At 58.2% G+C, this 16,466-nt stretch carries 15 protein-coding genes and 2 tRNA genes; 5 read left to right on the top strand and 12 right to left on the bottom strand.

The window, feature by feature from the left end; translation table 11 throughout:
- Positions 1–72: 72 nt before the first annotated feature.
- Positions 73–1,197 carry a DUF362 domain-containing protein gene (locus tag GKG34_RS08505; RefSeq protein WP_097776767.1) on the bottom strand — a complete coding sequence of 375 codons (1,125 nt, stop codon included), beginning with the start codon at positions 1,195–1,197 and terminating at the stop codon, positions 73–75.
- Positions 1,198–1,607: 410 nt separating this feature from the next.
- Entirely contained in the window at positions 1,608–2,468 is an 861-nt protein-coding gene (locus GKG34_RS08500) for an undecaprenyl-diphosphate phosphatase (protein WP_256372191.1), read from the bottom strand.
- Between the two features lie 223 nt (positions 2,469–2,691).
- Between GKG34_RS08500 and GKG34_RS08495 the strand changes: the two genes are divergently transcribed.
- The 5 genes from GKG34_RS08495 to GKG34_RS08475 are packed head-to-tail and all read left to right on the top strand — an operon-like array spanning position 2,692 to position 6,242.
- Positions 2,692–3,105: a TrkA family potassium uptake protein gene (locus GKG34_RS08495; protein ID WP_005937093.1), complete on the top strand. Its 414-nt coding sequence runs from the start codon at positions 2,692–2,694 to the stop codon at positions 3,103–3,105.
- A 16-nt stretch (positions 3,106–3,121) separates the two neighbouring features.
- A complete protein-coding gene (locus tag GKG34_RS08490) occupies positions 3,122–3,787 on the top strand; it encodes an NAD-binding protein (RefSeq protein WP_118529207.1) in 666 nt (221 codons plus the stop codon).
- Positions 3,784–4,215 carry a hypothetical protein gene (locus GKG34_RS08485; RefSeq protein WP_097774085.1) on the top strand — a complete coding sequence of 144 codons (432 nt, stop codon included), beginning with the start codon at positions 3,784–3,786 and terminating at the stop codon, positions 4,213–4,215. The genes GKG34_RS08490 and GKG34_RS08485 overlap by 4 nt, the downstream gene beginning before the upstream one ends.
- Positions 4,212–5,564 (top strand): PH domain-containing protein, encoded by a 1,353-nt coding sequence (locus tag GKG34_RS08480; RefSeq protein WP_154255986.1) that lies wholly within the window; start codon positions 4,212–4,214, stop codon positions 5,562–5,564. The genes GKG34_RS08485 and GKG34_RS08480 overlap by 4 nt, the downstream gene beginning before the upstream one ends.
- 21 nt (positions 5,565–5,585) lie before the next feature.
- Positions 5,586–6,242 carry an HAD family hydrolase gene (locus GKG34_RS08475; RefSeq protein ID WP_347563444.1) on the top strand — a complete coding sequence of 219 codons (657 nt, stop codon included), beginning with the start codon at positions 5,586–5,588 and terminating at the stop codon, positions 6,240–6,242.
- A gap of 492 nt (positions 6,243–6,734) precedes the next feature.
- On the opposite strand, the gene GKG34_RS08470 is transcribed toward GKG34_RS08475, so the two are convergent.
- The 10 genes from GKG34_RS08470 to GKG34_RS08425 form a co-directional block, all read right to left on the bottom strand.
- Positions 6,735–8,057, bottom strand: a complete 1,323-nt coding sequence (locus tag GKG34_RS08470; protein ID WP_097774088.1) for an ABC transporter substrate-binding protein — start codon at positions 8,055–8,057, stop codon at positions 6,735–6,737.
- A gap of 99 nt (positions 8,058–8,156) precedes the next feature.
- Positions 8,157–8,864, bottom strand: a complete 708-nt coding sequence (locus GKG34_RS08465) for an ABC transporter ATP-binding protein (RefSeq protein ID WP_005937160.1) — start codon at positions 8,862–8,864, stop codon at positions 8,157–8,159.
- Positions 8,857–9,606, bottom strand: a complete 750-nt coding sequence (locus tag GKG34_RS08460) for an ABC transporter ATP-binding protein (RefSeq protein WP_005937157.1) — start codon at positions 9,604–9,606, stop codon at positions 8,857–8,859. Before GKG34_RS08460 ends, GKG34_RS08465 begins: the two co-directional genes overlap by 8 nt.
- Before the next feature lie 2 nt (positions 9,607–9,608).
- Entirely contained in the window at positions 9,609–10,664 is a 1,056-nt protein-coding gene (locus GKG34_RS08455; RefSeq protein WP_154255985.1) for a branched-chain amino acid ABC transporter permease, read from the bottom strand.
- Between the two features lies 1 nt (position 10,665).
- On the bottom strand, positions 10,666–11,529 hold the full coding sequence (locus tag GKG34_RS08450; protein ID WP_005937151.1) for a branched-chain amino acid ABC transporter permease: 864 nt from the start codon (positions 11,527–11,529) through the stop codon (positions 10,666–10,668).
- A 674-nt stretch (positions 11,530–12,203) separates the two neighbouring features.
- Positions 12,204–12,275, bottom strand: a tRNA-Glu gene (locus GKG34_RS08445).
- A gap of 92 nt (positions 12,276–12,367) precedes the next feature.
- Positions 12,368–12,444 (bottom strand) — tRNA-Met (locus GKG34_RS08440).
- Positions 12,445–12,647: 203 nt separating this feature from the next.
- Positions 12,648–13,979 (bottom strand): serine--tRNA ligase, encoded by a 1,332-nt coding sequence (serS, locus tag GKG34_RS08435; protein WP_005937144.1) that lies wholly within the window; start codon positions 13,977–13,979, stop codon positions 12,648–12,650.
- Between the two features lie 86 nt (positions 13,980–14,065).
- Entirely contained in the window at positions 14,066–14,935 is an 870-nt protein-coding gene (locus GKG34_RS08430) for a ParB/RepB/Spo0J family partition protein (protein ID WP_154255984.1), read from the bottom strand.
- 18 nt (positions 14,936–14,953) lie between these two features.
- A complete protein-coding gene (locus GKG34_RS08425) occupies positions 14,954–15,787 on the bottom strand; it encodes a ParA family protein (RefSeq protein ID WP_044953183.1) in 834 nt (277 codons plus the stop codon).
- Positions 15,788–16,466 lie beyond the last annotated feature (679 nt).

The raw sequence follows: 16,466 nt of genomic DNA, 5'->3' as shown, positions 1-16,466 counted from the left end.
CATAAAAAGAAGCTGACCGGGCTGGTCAGCTTCTTTTTGTTTTTGCGGAAAAGGCTGGGGCCGCCTGCGGCATCAGACCTTCTTCAGCACATACTGGCGGGTGCCCATGCCGATCTTCTCGGCCTGCTCCAGCGTGGCCTTCCACTCGATATTGGGGTTGGAATCCTTGAAGTTGTCGTGGTGGCAGTTCCAGCCGGGCTTTGCAAGGTTCTGGCCCAGCTGGCTGTTCGGCAGCGGCTGTGCATTCAGGCAGGCATCGGCGCAGGCCTGATCCAGCGCCACCGGGTCAAAGGACGCAAAGATGCCGATATCCGGCAGGATGGGAGCATCGTTCTCGCAGTGGCAGTCGCAGTTGGGGCTGATGTCCTGCACCAGAGAAACATGGAAGCAGGGACGGCCTGCGCATACGGCAGCCGCGTACTCGGCCATTTTGCGGTCCAGCATCTCGTTGGCGCTGTCGCACTGGGAATAGATAGCGTCAAAGTTGCAGGCACCGATGCAGCGGCCGCAGCCCTTGCACTTGGTCTGATCAATGACGGCCTTGTTGTTTGCATCATAGGTGATGGCATCGGAGCCGCACTCCTTGGCGCAGCGGTGGCAGCCGCGGCACAGGCTCTGCTGCACCTCCGGGTGTCCGGCGGCGTGCTGTATCATCTTGCCCGCGCGGGAGCCGCAGCCCATGCCGATGTTCTTGAGAGTACCGCCGAAGCCGGTGGATTCGTGGCCCTTGAAATGGGTCAGGCTGATAAAGATATCCGCATCCATGATGGCGCGGCCGATCTTTGCCGTCTTGCAGTATTCGCCGTTCGGCACCGGCACCTCTGCCTCATCGGTGCCGCGCAGGCCGTCCGCAATGATGACCTGACAGCCGGTGGTCATGGGCCAGAAGCCGTTCAGCTGGGCACAGGTGAGGTGCTCCAGTGCGTTCTTGCGGCTGCCCGGATACAGGGTGTTGCAGTCGGTCAGAAACGGCAGACCGCCCTGCTCCTTGCACAGGTCGGCCACCACCTTGGCGTAGTTGGGGCGCAGGAATGCCAGATTGCCCAGCTCACCGAAATGCATCTTGATGGCAACGAATTTGCCATCCATATCAATGTCCTTGATGCCGGCAGCAATGCACACGCGGCGCAGCTTGTCCAGCAGGCTGGTGCCCACGGGACAGCGGAAATCTGTATAATAGACCTTGGATGCTTCCATAGCAGTTTCCTCCATTTTGTTTGCACGGCACGCTGCCGCATACTCTCTTGTTTTGTAGTATAGCACATCTTTTTGCAAAGAAAAAGTGCTGTCGTAAAGGGCGGCGGGCACACCCTCCACGTCCTCGCTTCCGGGTGCCAGTCCATCCAGCGCGGAAAGCCCTCGTACTCCGTAAAAGCGGCATCTTTAAATCTGGCAAAGTCCTGTGCCCTTTGGCAGACAATGGCATCGCGTCAGCGCTGCCGCAGAGGGCGCACCCGCCTTGGCTGCATCGAAATTTTTTGCCGCTCACAGCACCATAAAAAACAAATGCCACTTGCCTTCACGACCCTTCCCCTGAAAAAACGACCCCGGAAAATCCGCAGATTTTCCGGGGTCGTAAATTATAAAAATAATTCTTCCGCTTAAAATCAGAAGATTGCCGTCGCAGCCGCCACTGCCAGCACGATGATGCCCAGCACGATGCGGTAGGCACCAAAGAACTTGAAATCGTGGCGCTTGACGTAATCCATCAGGAAGCGGATGGCGGCAAGGCTCATGCCAAAGGCCACCACACAGCCCACTGCCAGCACAGCCACCTCGGTGCCGGTCATCACAGAACCGCCGACAACGAACTTGACCACCTTGAGCAGGGATGCGCCCGCCATGACCGGGATGGCCAGATAGAAGGTGAACTCTGCCACACAGGCGCGGGACAGGCCCAGCAGCAGGCCGCCCACGATGGTGGCACCGGAGCGGGAGGTGCCCGGAATGATGGCCAGACACTGCCACAGGCCAATGATGATGGCATCACGGTAGGTGATCTGCTCCAGCCGGCTCACGTGCGGCGCGGCGCGGCGGTTCTCCACAACAAAGAACAGCGCGCCATACAGAATGAGCATCGCGGCAACCGTGATGTAATTGTAGAAGTGAGCTTCCATCCAGTCGTCCAGCGGGCTGATGATGAGCACCGGGATCGTGGCCGCTACCACCTTGAACCACAGGTTCCACACGCTGGGCTTGGAAATGACTCTGCCCTGCTTCATGCCAAAGGGCCACAGCTTGCCCCAGAACAGCACCACCACGGCCATGATGGCACCCAGCTGGATGACCACACGGAACATGGACATGAACTCTTCGCTTGCGTTGAATTTGATGATCTGTTCCAGCAGGATCATATGACCGGTGGACGAAATGGGAAGCCACTCGGTAATGCCCTCCACAATGCCCATCAGGATGGCTTTGATGATCTCAAAAAACGTAAGTACCCCTCCTTGTGCACAAAGGCACAGCAGCTTATTTTCTTCCAGTATACCATACTATGTCTCTGCACGCACGCAGAATGCGAAAATTTTTACGCCCGCCGCCACTTTTGCCCTGCAGGCTGTTACTGCGCTGGGAAATGTGTTATACTGATGCAAAGACCATTTTCCTTCTATTTTATCCGCAAATCAAAACAGAGTTTAAACACCCTTGGTATTTTTGTTAAGCCATTCTACAACGAGGTGAATCCATATGAATATTCTGGTGATCGGCTGCGACCAGGTGGGTGCTTCCCTCATCCGCGATCTGGAACGCATCGGCCATGATATCTCGCTGATTGAAAAGGATCCCGAACAGCTCAAGCGTCTGGATGCCTTTGACGACTACAGCTTTGGCGGCACGGCTCTGGTGGGCGACCCCACCGACCCGGATACTCTGCGGCAGGGCGGCATTGACAGCTGCGATGCCGTGGCCGCTGTGAGCGAGGACGACTCGGTAAACCTGATGGCGGCACAGATCGCAAAAAGCATCTTCCGCCGTGAGAAGGTGATCTGCCGCGTGTCCGACCCGCACCTGCAGGTGCTGTACCACAAGGCTTACGAGATCGACACCATCTGCCCCACGGTACTCACCGAGCAATCGGTGTTCCGCGCACTGGCAAAGTAAAAAGTGAGGGAAGCATATGAAAGTTTGTATCGCAGGCGGCGGCAAGGTGGGCATGTATCTGGCCCAGAGCCTGCTGGCCCACCGCCACAAAGTGACCATCATTGAACCGCAGGAAATGCTGTGCCGTTCGCTGGCCGATTCGCTGGATATCCCGGTGATCTGCGGCGATGCCATCAGCTTTGACACCATGCGCACGGCCGACGTTGCCAGCTGCGATGCCTTTGTGGCCGTGACCGGTGCGGACGAGAACAACCTTGTTGCCTGCCAGATTGCAAAGCGGGAGTTTGGCGTGAACCGCACCGTGGCCCGGGCCTCCAACCCCAAGAACCGCGAGCTGCTGCACACCTTAGGCGTGGACACCGTAGTGTGCGGCACCGACAACCTGAGCCACATCCTTGAGCGCGAGATCGAGACGGATACCATCCGCCAGCTGCTCTCGCTGGGCGGCGGCACTGCCAGCCTGAACGAGATCCTGCTGCCGGAGAACTTCCAGTTTGCAGGGCAGGCGGTCAAGGACATCCCCATGCCGGGCGACGTCATTCTGGTGTGCATCACCCGCGATGCGGAGTTCATCATCCCCCACGGCAATACCACCTTACTGCCGTGGGACCGCATCCTCTGCCTGACGCAGGATGACACCCTGCACCTGCTGATGGATGCCTGGGGCCTTTCCGGCAAATGACCGAACGTGACCTGCTGCGCACGGCGCTGATCATCCCGCCCAAGGGCCGGGCCGTGCTGTGCGTCTGGGCCGCTGTTCCCGGCGTGTTCTGCGCGCCTTTTGTGTTCTGGCAGAGCCTGTTTGCCGGGTGTATTTTCTGTGCCCTGTGGGCGTGCCTTGTGTTCGCCGCGTGGGCAAGAGCCTGCAGCTTTACCGCAGTGCTCACCGCCCGGAACACTGCCGTGCGGGCCGGTATCGCCGTTCCCATCACACGGCAGCTTCCCCGCCGGGCCGTGACTGGCGTGTGGACCCTGCGCACGCCGCTTCTGTGGCTGGCCGGGTGCAGCGTGCTGGTGGTGCACGGCCCGGGCGTACAGCTGTTCCTGCCGGGCGTGGATGCCCTGCAGGCGCAGGCCCTTGCCGCTGTGCTGATGGAGGAAACGCCATGACCGAACGCGGCTTCCACCCGTTTGCGGTGCTGCATTTTTTGCGCAAGACCATCCTGCTGTATCTGCTGCCGCTTTTGCAGGTGCTGTTTGCCCGCAACTGGGCGGCGCTGCGTACGGCTCTGGTGCAGGGCGCGGCGCTGCTGACAGTGCTTGCCGCTGTGAGCGCCGCCGTGCTGCACGCAGGCCGCTGGCGGGTGGATGCACAGGGAACCCTGCGGGTGCGCTGGCGGCTGGGCGTACGGCTGGACCGCTGCCTGAAAGCCAGCCAGCTGGCAGCGCTCACCATCGAGCGGCCCCTGCTCTACCGGCTGGCCGGTGCCAGCCGGGTGGTGCTGTACCCTGCCGGGCAGAAGCGCACCCTGACCCTGCTTTTGAGCGCGCAGAACGCGCAGTTTTTAGCTGACCGCATGATGCCGCGCCGGGATGCTGTGGCCCACACCCCGCGCGGCGGCGAAAAGCTGGCCTTTGCGGTGCTGGGTGCCAACGGCCTTTCCACCCTTACTTTGCTGGCGCTGGCCGTCAAACAGAGCAGGCCCTATGCGCCGGATGCCCAGACGGCAGCCTTTGCCCACCTGAACCGCATTGCGGCGTGGGCGGCGCGCTGGCTGCCCATGGGCACAGCATGGCTGCTGGTGCTGGGCGGTGTGCTGTTCTGCGCAAGCCTTGTGCGCAGTGCGGCCCATGCGGCCCATTACACCGTGTGGCGCACCGAGAGTCACCTTGGCAGCAGGGGCGGCTTTGTGCGCCGGTATGAGATGCGCCTTGCGCTGGAACATCTGAGCTATGCGGACCTGCGCCGCTCGCCTGCCACATGGGCGCTGGGCTGCTGCCCGGTGTTCGTTACAGCAGGCAGCTGCCAGCCGGAGATCCCGTTGCTGGTCTGGCGGGAGGACGGCCCTTTTCTACAGGAGCTGCTGCCCGGCTTTGCCCTGCCGCCAAAAGCCCCGGTGGACACCGCAGGCCGCAGCATCCCGGCGTTTTTTCTGCCTGTCGGCATCCCCTGCGGGCTGTGCCTGCTGCTGACAGCAGTATCCCGCTACACCCTGCCCGCCCTCACGGTGCCGCTTCTGGTGGTCACTGCTATGTTTGCCGCCCTGCTGGTGGGTGCGTACAACGGCTGGCGCAAAGAGGGCATCTGGCTGCAAAACGGCCGCCTGACCCTGCGCTGGCAGCACGGCTTCCATCTGCACGACATCTGCGTGCTCTGCCCTGTTCCGGCCCTGACGGCCATGCAGTCGCCATGGGCCGCGGCGGTGCACCGCACGAACCTCACCCTCACCTTTCCGGGCGGGGTGAAGTGCAAGGTGCGCAGCGTAAAGTGCAGCGAATTGCCTTTTTTGCTTTTCTGAAACTGTAAGGAGTCTTTTTCTGTGATAAAAACTGTATTATTCGATCTGGACGGCACCCTTCTGAACACCATCGACGACCTTGCCGATGCGGGAAACTGGGTGTGTGAACAGCACGGCTGGCCCACCTTTACGGTGGAACAGTTCAAGCACATGGTGGGCAACGGCATCCCGAAGCTGGTGGAGCGCTTCTCGCCGGAAAATGCCCGCACGCCGGAGCAGCTGGCGGCCACACTGGCTGAATTCACTGCCCGGTACGACGCCCACAAGGAGGACAAGACGGCCCCTTATCCCGGCATCCCGGAGCTGCTGGACGAGCTGCGGGCACAGGGTGTTCAGTGCGCAGTGTTCTCCAACAAGGCCGACCCTCTGTGCGGCAAGATCATCGCCCACTATTTCGGCACAGGCCGCTTTGCCGCTGTGCGCGGCAGCAGGCCCGGCGTGCCCACCAAACCGGACCCCGCCGGGCTGTATGCGCTGATGGACGAGATCGGTGCAGACCGCTCTGCCACCCTTTTTGTGGGCGACAGCGATGTGGACATCCTCACCGGACACAATGCCGGACTGCCCGCCATGGGCGCGCTGTGGGGCTTCCGGGGCCGCGCAGAACTGACCGCTGCCGGTGCGGATGCACTGGCAGCGGTGCCGGAGGATATTTTTACCTATATCCAGAAGGGTTGACGATTTAGAATGCCCTCCGTTTTACTCTGGGCATGTTTAGCGGAAAATTTATTTTTATTTGCAGCTCAGAAAAATCTGCGGATTTTTCTGAGCTGCTTTTTCACGGGGTAGGGTCGTGGCGGGAAGCGGCATCTGCTGCTGTCGGCCTGCGGCCGTCGCGCAGCGACTTCTGATTGGCGGAACCTCAAAAAGCGGTTAAGAGATCTTCACGCCGAACAGGCGGGAATCTCCAACTTTTTGGGGTGGAGCCTACTGCTTTGGGATTATTAAGGGCGAGTAGCCCTTAATTCGTGCCTCCCGCGCTTCGAAAGTAGCGGGTGCTTTTCTGGTTCTCTTTTGGCACGCAAAAGAGAACATACCCGGCGGAGAACGACTTCATAAAAGCCACACAGCCTATCCCCTACTCGAATACGCTCTGCACAGGAAACAATGCGCAAAAAGGCGAGCCGACCATTGGGCGGCTCGCCTTTTGTGTTCTTCGGGGTAACTTTATCAGCCCAGAGTGACTTCCTGGATCTTGGAGGAAGCGAACTCGAAGGGCCAGACGGTCTTCCACTCCTGATCCTGCACCTGTGCGATAGCAACAGAAGCGTAGGTGTTATCACGGTAGTGCTTTGCGCCGCCGATCTCGTACTCGGGAGCGAACTCGATCTTGGAGTAGGGCAGAACGATCTTGCGGCCGCCCTCGAATGCACCGTCGATGGACAGCTCTGCCAGAGCGTCGCGGACGGCAGCACCGTCGGTGGAGCCGGCCTTCTCGATGGCGGTCTTGAACAGCCACACAACGGTGTAGGACTCAGCAGAGTGGCCGTTCATGTTGACATTGTAGACCTTCTTGAAGTCCTCGTTGATCTCCACGCCGTTGGTCAGGTCGGGGTTGAACTCAACAACAGAAGCCACGCCGTTTGCGGATGCGCCCAGGTTCGGGATGAAGGAAGGATCGGTGAAGCCGTTGGCCTTGGCAACGATCATCTTGGGCTTGTAGTTCTGCTCCTTCAGGGTCTGGACGAACAGAGTAGCGTCGCCGATGTAGGAGTCGCACAGGATGGCATCGGGATCAGCCTGCTTCAGGGCCAGGACCTGAGAGGACAGGTCGGTAGCGTTGGAGCTGTAGTCCACTTCGGCCACAACATCCAGACCGTAGTCGGGTGCGAACAGGTTGACGCAGCGGATCAGCTCCTGACCGATGGCAGCCTTATCGGTGAAGATGGCGACCTTCTTGATCTCGTTGCCGGTCTGCTCCTTGGAGTCCTGCAGATACTTCAGCATATCTTCCACGTAGACGGAGTTCAGCGGGCACAGACGGAAGAAGTAATCGTAGTCCTTGTGGTCCTCGTCGGTCAGGCGGTCCAGCGTGGAAATAGCGGTGATCATGGGGATGCCGTACTGCTGGCAGACCTGAGCCACGACCTCGGTAACAACGGACATATGGCAGCCCATAATGACGTTGACGCCTTCCTGAGTGATCAGGCGCTCTGCCTCAGACTTGCCGGTGGCTGCGTCGCCTGCGTGATCACCGCGGACAACTTCCAGCATCTGACCGTTCACGCCGCCTGCCTTGTTGATCTCGTCCACTGCGAAGTCGATGCCGCGCAGGATGTTCTCGCCGATGGCTGCGTTGCCGCCGGACATTGCGTAGATGGTACCGATCTTGATGGTATCACCGCTGGCTGCTGCAGTGCTGCCGGATGCTGCGGTGCTGGTAGATGCTGCAGTGCTGGTGGAAGCGGAAGAGCCGCCGCAGGCGGTCAGAGCAGCTGCGCTGCCCAGAACAGCGGATGCCTTCAGGAAGCTTCTGCGAGAGATCTTTTTCATAATTGTCCTCCAATTCTGTTTGTAAAAAACAGCTTGTTAATCCGAGATGCCCCGCCGCACCGTGTGAAGTAGTGCCCGCCGGACATCCAGTTTCCAAAATCAGATGCCGAGGTACGCCTTCTTGACGTGCTCGTTTGCCGAAAGCTCGGCGGCGGTTCCTTCCAGTGCCACGCGGCCATTCTCAATAACATAGCCGCGGTCAGCCGCTGCAAGGGCCTTGGTAATGTCCTGCTCCACCAGCAGCACCGAGATGCCGTCATTCTTCACCATGGTCTTGGCCACTTCCAGAATGTCGTCCACGATGTTGGGGGCAAGGCCCAGACTGGGCTCGTCCAGGATCAGCAGCTTGGGCATACCGATCAGCGCACGGGCCACGGCCACCATCTGCTGCTCGCCGCCGGACAGGGTGCCGGCAGCCTGCTTTGCGCGCTCACGCAGTTTGGGGAACCAGTTATAGCACTTTTCCAGATTTTCTGCAAAATGCGCCTTGGTCTCCTTATTGAATGCACCCAGTTCCAGATTTTCCAGCACGGTCATCTCGGTAAAGAGCTGACGGCCTTCCGGCACCTGCACGATGCCGCTGTCCAGAATAACGCGGGAGCTTTTGCCGGAGAGGTCCTCCCCGTTGAACTCCACCTTGCCGGAGCTGGCCTTGACCATGCCTGTGATGGTGCGCACCATGGTGGTCTTACCGGCACCGTTGGAGCCAAGGATGGCAACGATCTCGCCGTCCTTCACCTCAAAGCCGATGTCCCACAGGATGTTCACAGAGCCGTAACCGGCGTTCAGACCTTCAACTTTAAGCACTTGCGCCCTCCTTTTTGGTGCCCAGGTACACCTCCATGACGTAAGGATCGTTCATGACCTGCTCGGGCGTGCCCTCAGCGATCTTTTCGCCGTGGTGAAGGACGATGACCTTCTCGCACAGGCTCACGACCGCCTTCATGATGTGCTCGATGAGCAGGATGGTGACACCGGACTCGTTGATCTTGCGGATCAGCTGGATGGCCTCTTCGGTCTCAGCCGGGTTCAAGCCTGCCATGTTCTCGTCCAGAAACAGCACTTCGGGCTTGGTGGCCAGAGCGCGGGCCATCTCCAGACGCTTCTGGTCCGGCGTGCCCATGTCCTTGGAGATCACATGACGCTTTTCGTACAGGCCGGTGAAGTGCAGCACCTCCATGGCGCGCTCCTTGGCCTCTTTTTCGCTCTTTGCACCGGCGTGGCCGAAGTAGGCGGCGGCGGTGACGTTATCCAGAACGCTCAGGTTCTTCAGAGGTTTCATGATCTGGAAGGTGCGGGCGATCTTCATGTTGGTGTACTCATACGCCTTTTTGTTGGTGATGTCTTCACCATTGTAGAAGATCTTGCCTTCGGTGGGCGGGTAGTAGCCGCAGATCATGTTGAAGGTGGTGGATTTACCAGCACCGTTGGGGCCGATCATGCCGGTGATGGAGCCTTTCTCCACCGAGAAAGAAACATCATGCACGGCGGTCAGACCCTTGAACCGCTTGGTCAGGCCCTGGACTTCAATAATAGGCTTTTCTGCCATGATTACTTCCCTCCCTTGTCTGCCATCAGCTCATACTCTTCCAGCACGTCCAGAGACGGCTTTTTGAGGATCTTTTCATCGATGAAGGTCTTGACCTTCGAGTTCATGTACCAGCCCAGAATACCGGACGGACGGAAGCGGATGACCACGATCAGCACGATGGCATACATCAGCATGTTGATGCCGGGCAGGATGGCGGCAAAGTTTGCACGCAGCAGTTCGCTCAGCGGGATCATGATGAGGCCGCCGATCAGCGGGCCTTCGACGTAGGCAGCGCCGCCCACGACTGCCGGCAGCACGATCTCAGTGGACTTGGACTGGATCATAATATCGGGGTCGATGTAGCGGATGTAGCTGACGTAGAAGAAGCCGACCAGACCGGCAATGATAGCCGAAATGACAACGGCAATGACCTTGTACTTGGTGGGGTTGATGCCGATGGCGGCGGCTGCGTCCTCATCCTCGCGGATGGTGCGCAGCGCAAAGCCCAGCTTGGAGCGGCCGATCTTCTTCATGATGAGGTAAACGCCCACCATCATGATGAAGCCGATGTAGTAGTACGGCACCTTGCTGGTAAAGCGGAACTGTGCAAAGGAGTCCTTGCCGAAGGGCAGGCCCACACCGGATGCACGGCCGAAAAACTCCGAGTTGATGATGAACTGACGGATGGACTCGGCAAACGCGATGGACACCAGCGTGAAGTAGGGGCCGCGCAGGATCAGGCTGGGGAAGAAGATGACACCGGCCACAACGCCCACAACGAGCATATCCAGCACAGCAGCCACCCAGGGGTTCATGCCCGTCTTTGTGACCACCAGACAGCACACATAGGCACCCAGACCCATGTAAGCGGCCAGACCCAGCGAGTTCTGGCCGGTGATGCCGCCCAGAATGTTCCACGCCATGGACAGGGTGGACATATAGAAGGTGAGAACGAAAATGTTGATGATGTAAGGTTTATCCACGACCAGCGGGATCGCTGCGAAGATGGCGACGATGATAGCCAGAACGATCGCCAGATTGCGGTGATAGGTTTTAACTGCTTTTCTGGTATCCATCTTATCGCCTCCTCAGAATCATGACCTGACGCACGACCAGAATGATGATGAAGGTGACGAACACGATCATATCACTGTAGGACGGGCTGATGAACAATGCACTCATCTGCTCCAGCAGGCCCAGGAAAATACCGGCGAAGAATGCGCCGGGGATGGAGCCCAGACCGCCCACGACCACGACGATCAGTGCGCGGAAACCGAAGCTTGCGCCTGCGGTGGGATAGATGGTGTAGAACTGGGTCAGCAGAGAGCCGGCGATACCGGCCAGAGCAACGCCCAGACCATAGGTCAGAATGTAAATTTTCTTGACGTTGATGCCCACGACCTCAGCACCAATGGGGTTCTGAGATACGGCGCGGATCTGCTTGCCGGTGGTGGAATACTTGAGGAAGGCAAACAGTGCAATGGCAACCACGATCAGGATCAGGAAGCTGACCAGACGGGGCAGCGCAATGGTGACCGGGCCAAGCGGGATATAGGTCTGCGAATAAGGGGTAATGATCTTATAATAGGTGGAACCAAAGATGACCAGAGCGCCGTTGGTGAGCAGCAGGCCCAGACCGACGGTGAGGAACAGCAGGTTCGTAAAGCTCTTGGTCTTGAGCGAAGGGGTGATCAGAGTGGACTGGATCAGCGCACCCAGACCGAACATGAGCACTGCGACGATGGGAAGGGCTACATAGGGGTCCACCCCAAAGTAGGTATACAGAACATAGGTGATGTACATGCCCACCATCAACATTTCGCCGTGGCAGAAGTTGACGATGTTCATAACACCGAAAATGATGTTCTGGCCCATACCCATCAGGGAGTAGAAACCGCCCAGCAGGATCCCGTTTACCAGTGCTTGCAAAAAGACTTCCATTGACATCCTCCCGTTCTAAGCATCAGGCGATGGGAGCAGATGATGCAAAAACTGCACGCTGCATCCGCCATCGGCCCGTACTCGTGATTGAAAACCGCCCTTGTGGACTCCATTTCCTCCCTTCTGCTCGTACAATAGGATATCCCAGAGTTTTTGGTGTGCAAGTCAATTTTCGCAGTTAAAAATGGAGGATTGATGTCTCATTGACATAATTTTGTTACGATTTCAGGCCGGAAATTTACGGAAAATGCAGAAAAACCCGGCAGAAGAGCACCTGAACGTGTTCCCCTGCCGGGCTTTTTATCCATAAAATGGCATGTGGTATTCAAGATGAAGGCGCACCGCCGCCCTGTCTCGGGTTGTGGTTCCCAGCGTATGCTTCACGCCTTGGAGCGGCGTTCGCATTCCGCTGACCACGGCCCCAGCTTCGCTTCCCTGTTTCCGCCGCTGGCGGCGGTCAGCTCAGCTGCAATTCCCGTGCGGGTCAAATTAAAAATCCCCCGAGCGAATGCAGCGGCAGCAACCACATTAGACATTCCTACAGGATGGGACCCGAACACTAAAAAAGAGCCCACTGGGCTCTTTTTTGCCGCCTGCGGGCGGCCGTGTTCCTTCGATTCCTCGTACGGGTTGCATGAAAAAATCCCTGATCCTAAGATCAGGGATTTTATTCATGACCCGTACGGGAATCGAACCCATGTTACAGCCGTGAAAGGGCCGTGTCTTAACCGCTTGACCAACGGGCCTTAGAAATACAGAGCTTCGCTAAAACCTCCGACTTCCATCGTCCACTACTGCAGACGACCGTCCCCCTAACCTTAGCGAAACTCTGTAAAAGTGGTAGCGGTAACTGGATTTGAACCGGTGACACTTCGGGTATGAACCGAATGCTCTAGCCAACTGAGCTATACCGCCACATATTGTTTGTGCACTTGAACAGTGCTCTATTATTATACCCACAGATACCCCTTTTGTCAACACATATTTTTAAAAAAATCATATTTTTTCGTGTCGTCCAAAATACAAACGAAGATACGCAAAAATCCCGCTTTCCATTGAATAGAAAGCGGGATTTTTCAACCATTTATCCGAGCCTTGTGGAAAAGCCGGTCAATTCTTCAACCCTTCTTGTGGGTGGGAACCATGACCTTCAGGCCGCCCATATACGGCTGCAGCACTTCGGGGATGGTCACGGTGCCGTCGGCCTGCAGATGGTTCTCCAGGAAGGCGATCAGCATACGCGGAGGTGCCACGCAGGTGTTGTTCAGGGTGTGGGCCAGATAGGTCTTGCCGTCCTTGCCCTTCACGCGGATGTGCAGGCGGCGTGCCTGTGCATCGCCCAGATTGGAGCAGGAGCAGACCTCGAAGTACTTCTGCTGGCGGGGGCTCCATGCTTCGATATCGCAGCTCTTCACCTTCAGGTCGGCCAGGTCGCCGGAGCAGCAGTTCAGCTGACGCACCGGGATCTCCATGCTGCGGAACAGCTCCACAGAGTTCTTCCACAGCTTCTCGTACCAGTCAGCGCTCTCGTCGGGGCGGCAGACCACGATCATTTCCTGCTTCTCGAACTGATGGATGCGGTAGATGCCGCGCTCCTCGATGCCGTGAGCACCCTTTTCCTTGCGGAAGCAGGGGCTGTAGGAGGTCAGGGTCAGGGGCAGAGTGGCCTCGTCCAGAGTCTGGTCGATGAAGCGGCCGATCATGGTGTGCTCGCTGGTACCGATCAGGTACAGGTCCTCACCCTCGATCTTATACATCATGGCATCCATTTCCGGGAAGGACATGACACCCTGCACCACGTTGCCGTGCATCATGAAGGGAGGGATCACATAGGTGAAGCCCTTGTTGATCATAAAGTCGCGGGCATAGGCCAGCACAGCCTCGTGCAGGCGGGCGATGTTGCCCAGCAGATAGTAGAAACCGTTGCCGGCCACGCGGCCTGCAGCGTCCATATCGATGCCGTCGAAGCTCTCCATGATCTCGGTGTGGTACGGAATGGGGAAATCGGGCACCACAGGCTCACCAAAGCGCTGTGCTTCCACGTTATAGGTATCGTCCGGGCCGATGGGCACGCTGGGATCGATCATCTGCGGGATGGTGTACATGATCTCCTGAATGCGTGCGGACAGGGTCTCTTCTTCCTTTTCCAGCTCAGCCATCTTGTCGGCGTCGGCCTTGACGGCGGCATTGTTGGCATCGATCTGAGCCTGCAGCTCAGCCTTCTGTGCCTCATCGGTGCACTTCTTCAGCTGGCCGAACAGGGGGCCGTTGGCCTTGCTCAGCTTGTTGCGGGCAGCCTTGAGGGCTTCCACTTCCTTCAGGCATGCGCGGTACTTGGCATCCTTCTCGATGACCTCGTCCACCAGCGGGAGCTTTGCATCCTGAAACTTCTTCTTGATGTTTTCCTTGACAGCGTCCGGGTTTTCACGGACAAATTTGATATCAAGCATGATTGACTCTCCTTGCTCTATTTCGGTTCGCACAGAAGATCCCCTCCCCTGTGCCGTTCAAAGACGGTCGCCCGCCTTGGATCGCTTTATTCTTCGTTCTGGTACTGTCCCAGCAGGTTGGCAAAGGCCCGCAGCTGCTCGTCTGAATAGAAATGCACGGTCAGCTTGCCCTTGCCGTCGTGGTAGGCCACGTTCACCTCGCTGCCCAGCACCTGCTTGAGGCTTTCTTCCACCTCCACCGGCAGGGTGCCGCGCGGCTGGGGCTCTCTGGGCTCCTTTGCGGGCTTTGCCAGCTTTTTGCACAGTGCCTCGGCCTGACGCACGTTCAGCTGGTTGTCCGCAATGATCTGCGCCGCCTGCTCCTGCAGCTCCGGTGTGGGCAGGCTCAGGATCACCTTTGCGTGGCCGATATTGATAAAGCCGCTTTTCAGCAGTTCCAGCACGTTTTCCGGCAGGTTCAGCAGGCGCAGGCTGTTGGCCAGTGCGCTGCGGCTCTTGCCCAGCTTCTGTGCCGCCTGCTCCTGCGTCAGGCCGCAGCGGGTCATCAGCTCCCGGATGCCGGTTGCTTCTTCCACCGGGTCCAGATCCTCGCGCTGCAGGTTTTCCACCAGAGCCAGCTCCATGGCCTGCTCGTCGCTGACTTCCTTAATGACCACCGGCACATCGTTCAGCCCTGCCATGCGGCAGGCACGCCAGCGGCGCTCACCCGCCACGATGCTGTAGCCGCCGCGCGGGCGCGGACGCACCGCGATGGGCTGCAGCAGACCATGCTCTGCAATGCTGGCCGCCAGCTCGCCCAGCGCCTGTTCGTCAAAGGTCTTGCGCGGCTGTTCCGGGTCCGGTTCGATCTCACGCAGGGGCAAGGTGTCTACCTTTGCACCGGACTCAAAAACCGGGGCGGCATCTTCAAACAGACTGTCCAGCCCGCGGCCAAGTCCTCCTTTTCCTCTTGCCATTCATGTTCCCCCTGAGGTTTAATCTTCCAGAGCATTTTTCGTCTGCTCTGCGACGGGTGCACTTTTTCTGCGGGCCTTTTTGGGCTCGTGCGGGCGGTTGTTCTTGACAAATTCGATTGCCAGATCCATGTACGCTTCGCTGCCCTTGCCCTTGGGTTCATAGAAATTGATGGGCTGGCCGTAGCTGGGCGCCTCCGAAATGCGGATGGAGCGCGGGATGGTGGTCTTGTACACCTTGGAGCCGAAATACTTCTGCACCTGCTCCACCACCTGCACGGTCAGGTTATACCGCAGCGAGAACATGGTGAACACCACGCCCTCGATATCCAGATACGGATTGTACTTTTTGCGAATGGTCTTTAAGGTGCTGATCAGCTCCGAAAGACCCTCCAGCGCGTAATACTCGCACTGCACCGGAATGAGAACGCTGTCGCAGGCACTCAGGCCGTTCAGCGTGAGCAGGTCCAGACTGGGCGGACAATCGATAAAGATGAAGTCATAGTCCTTCTGCACCTCGGCCAGCGCCTTGCGCAGGCGGCTCTCACGAGCGGGCAGGTCGATCATTTCCAGACTGGCACCGGCCAGACGGGTGTTGGAGCCGATGACATCGGTGCGGTACTCGGTCTTACGGATGGCCTCGGAGGCCCGCGCTTCACCGATCAGGATCTCGTAGGTTCCCTTTTCCACGCTGCGCTTCGGGATGCCGTAGCCGGTGGTGGTATTGCCCTGCGGATCAAGGTCTACGATGAGCACCCGCTTGCCCAGCGCCGCAACGCAGGACGACAGGTTGACGGCGGTGGTGGTTTTGCCAACGCCGCCCTTCTGGTTCGCAATTGCTACAATTTTTGCCACGCACAATTCTTCCTTCCGGGAAAATTTAATTGTTCCATGTGGAACATTCGCAGTCATGCCCGCCGGTTTCCCGTCCATACAGGCACCTTAACACCTAGTATAGCACATCCAAATCGGTTTTTGAACCATCTGAAGCTTTTTTCCGCTGGATTTTTAACTTTTAGAAGTGGAAAAATCAAAAACAGCACGGTTTTGGGAGCCGAATCAACGATTTGGAATGCGCGGCGGGAAGCTGGCTAACCCTCTCAGTCAAGCCCTATCGGGCTTGCCAGCTCTCCCAAAGGGAGAGCCCTTGGCATAACGGCAAAGTTTCCGGGCAGACCATAACGCTTTCCGGTTTTGCCAGAGGCTCCCTCTTTGAGGGAACTGTCGCGCAGCGACTGAGGGGCTTCCAATCGGCGGAACACAAAAAATCCTTTAGCGAAGCGACTTGGATTTTTTGTATGGAGCCCAACAGCTTTGGGGTTACTAGGGGCGAGCAGCCCCTAGTTCGTGCCTCCCGCGCCTCGAAAGTAGCGGAGACCTTGCCGCGCTGAACACGCGGCATTTGCTGCGCAAACCGGTCTGTGGCTTAAAAGCCCCACTGGGGCTTTCATGCCCTGCGGGCACCGCCGTCCTTTCTGGTTCTCTTTTGGCACGCAAAAGAGAACGTACCCGGCGCAATGCTTTAGCAAAAGGC

This window comes from Faecalibacterium sp. BIOML-A4 (genome assembly GCF_009679665.1).
GTDB lineage: Bacteria > Bacillota > Clostridia > Oscillospirales > Ruminococcaceae > Faecalibacterium > Faecalibacterium taiwanense.
This window is presented reverse-complemented; position numbering and strand designations above follow the sequence as displayed.

Coding starts and splice junctions, on each gene's coding strand:
- GKG34_RS08505 (WP_097776767.1), bottom strand. CDS start 1,197: ATGGAAGCATCCAAGGTCTATTATACAGATTTCCGCTGTCCCGTGGGC.
- GKG34_RS08495 (WP_005937093.1), top strand. CDS start 2,692: ATGAATATTCTGGTGATCGGCTGCGACCAGGTGGGTGCTTCCCTCATC.
- GKG34_RS08490 (WP_118529207.1), top strand. CDS start 3,122: ATGAAAGTTTGTATCGCAGGCGGCGGCAAGGTGGGCATGTATCTGGCC.
- GKG34_RS08485 (WP_097774085.1), top strand. CDS start 3,784: ATGACCGAACGTGACCTGCTGCGCACGGCGCTGATCATCCCGCCCAAG.
- GKG34_RS08480 (WP_154255986.1), top strand. CDS start 4,212: ATGACCGAACGCGGCTTCCACCCGTTTGCGGTGCTGCATTTTTTGCGC.
- GKG34_RS08470 (WP_097774088.1), bottom strand. CDS start 8,057: ATGAAAAAGATCTCTCGCAGAAGCTTCCTGAAGGCATCCGCTGTTCTG.
- GKG34_RS08460 (WP_005937157.1), bottom strand. CDS start 9,606: ATGGCAGAAAAGCCTATTATTGAAGTCCAGGGCCTGACCAAGCGGTTC.
- GKG34_RS08455 (WP_154255985.1), bottom strand. CDS start 10,664: ATGGATACCAGAAAAGCAGTTAAAACCTATCACCGCAATCTGGCGATC.
- GKG34_RS08450 (WP_005937151.1), bottom strand. CDS start 11,529: ATGGAAGTCTTTTTGCAAGCACTGGTAAACGGGATCCTGCTGGGCGGT.
- serS (WP_005937144.1), bottom strand. CDS start 13,979: ATGCTTGATATCAAATTTGTCCGTGAAAACCCGGACGCTGTCAAGGAA.
- GKG34_RS08430 (WP_154255984.1), bottom strand. CDS start 14,935: ATGGCAAGAGGAAAAGGAGGACTTGGCCGCGGGCTGGACAGTCTGTTT.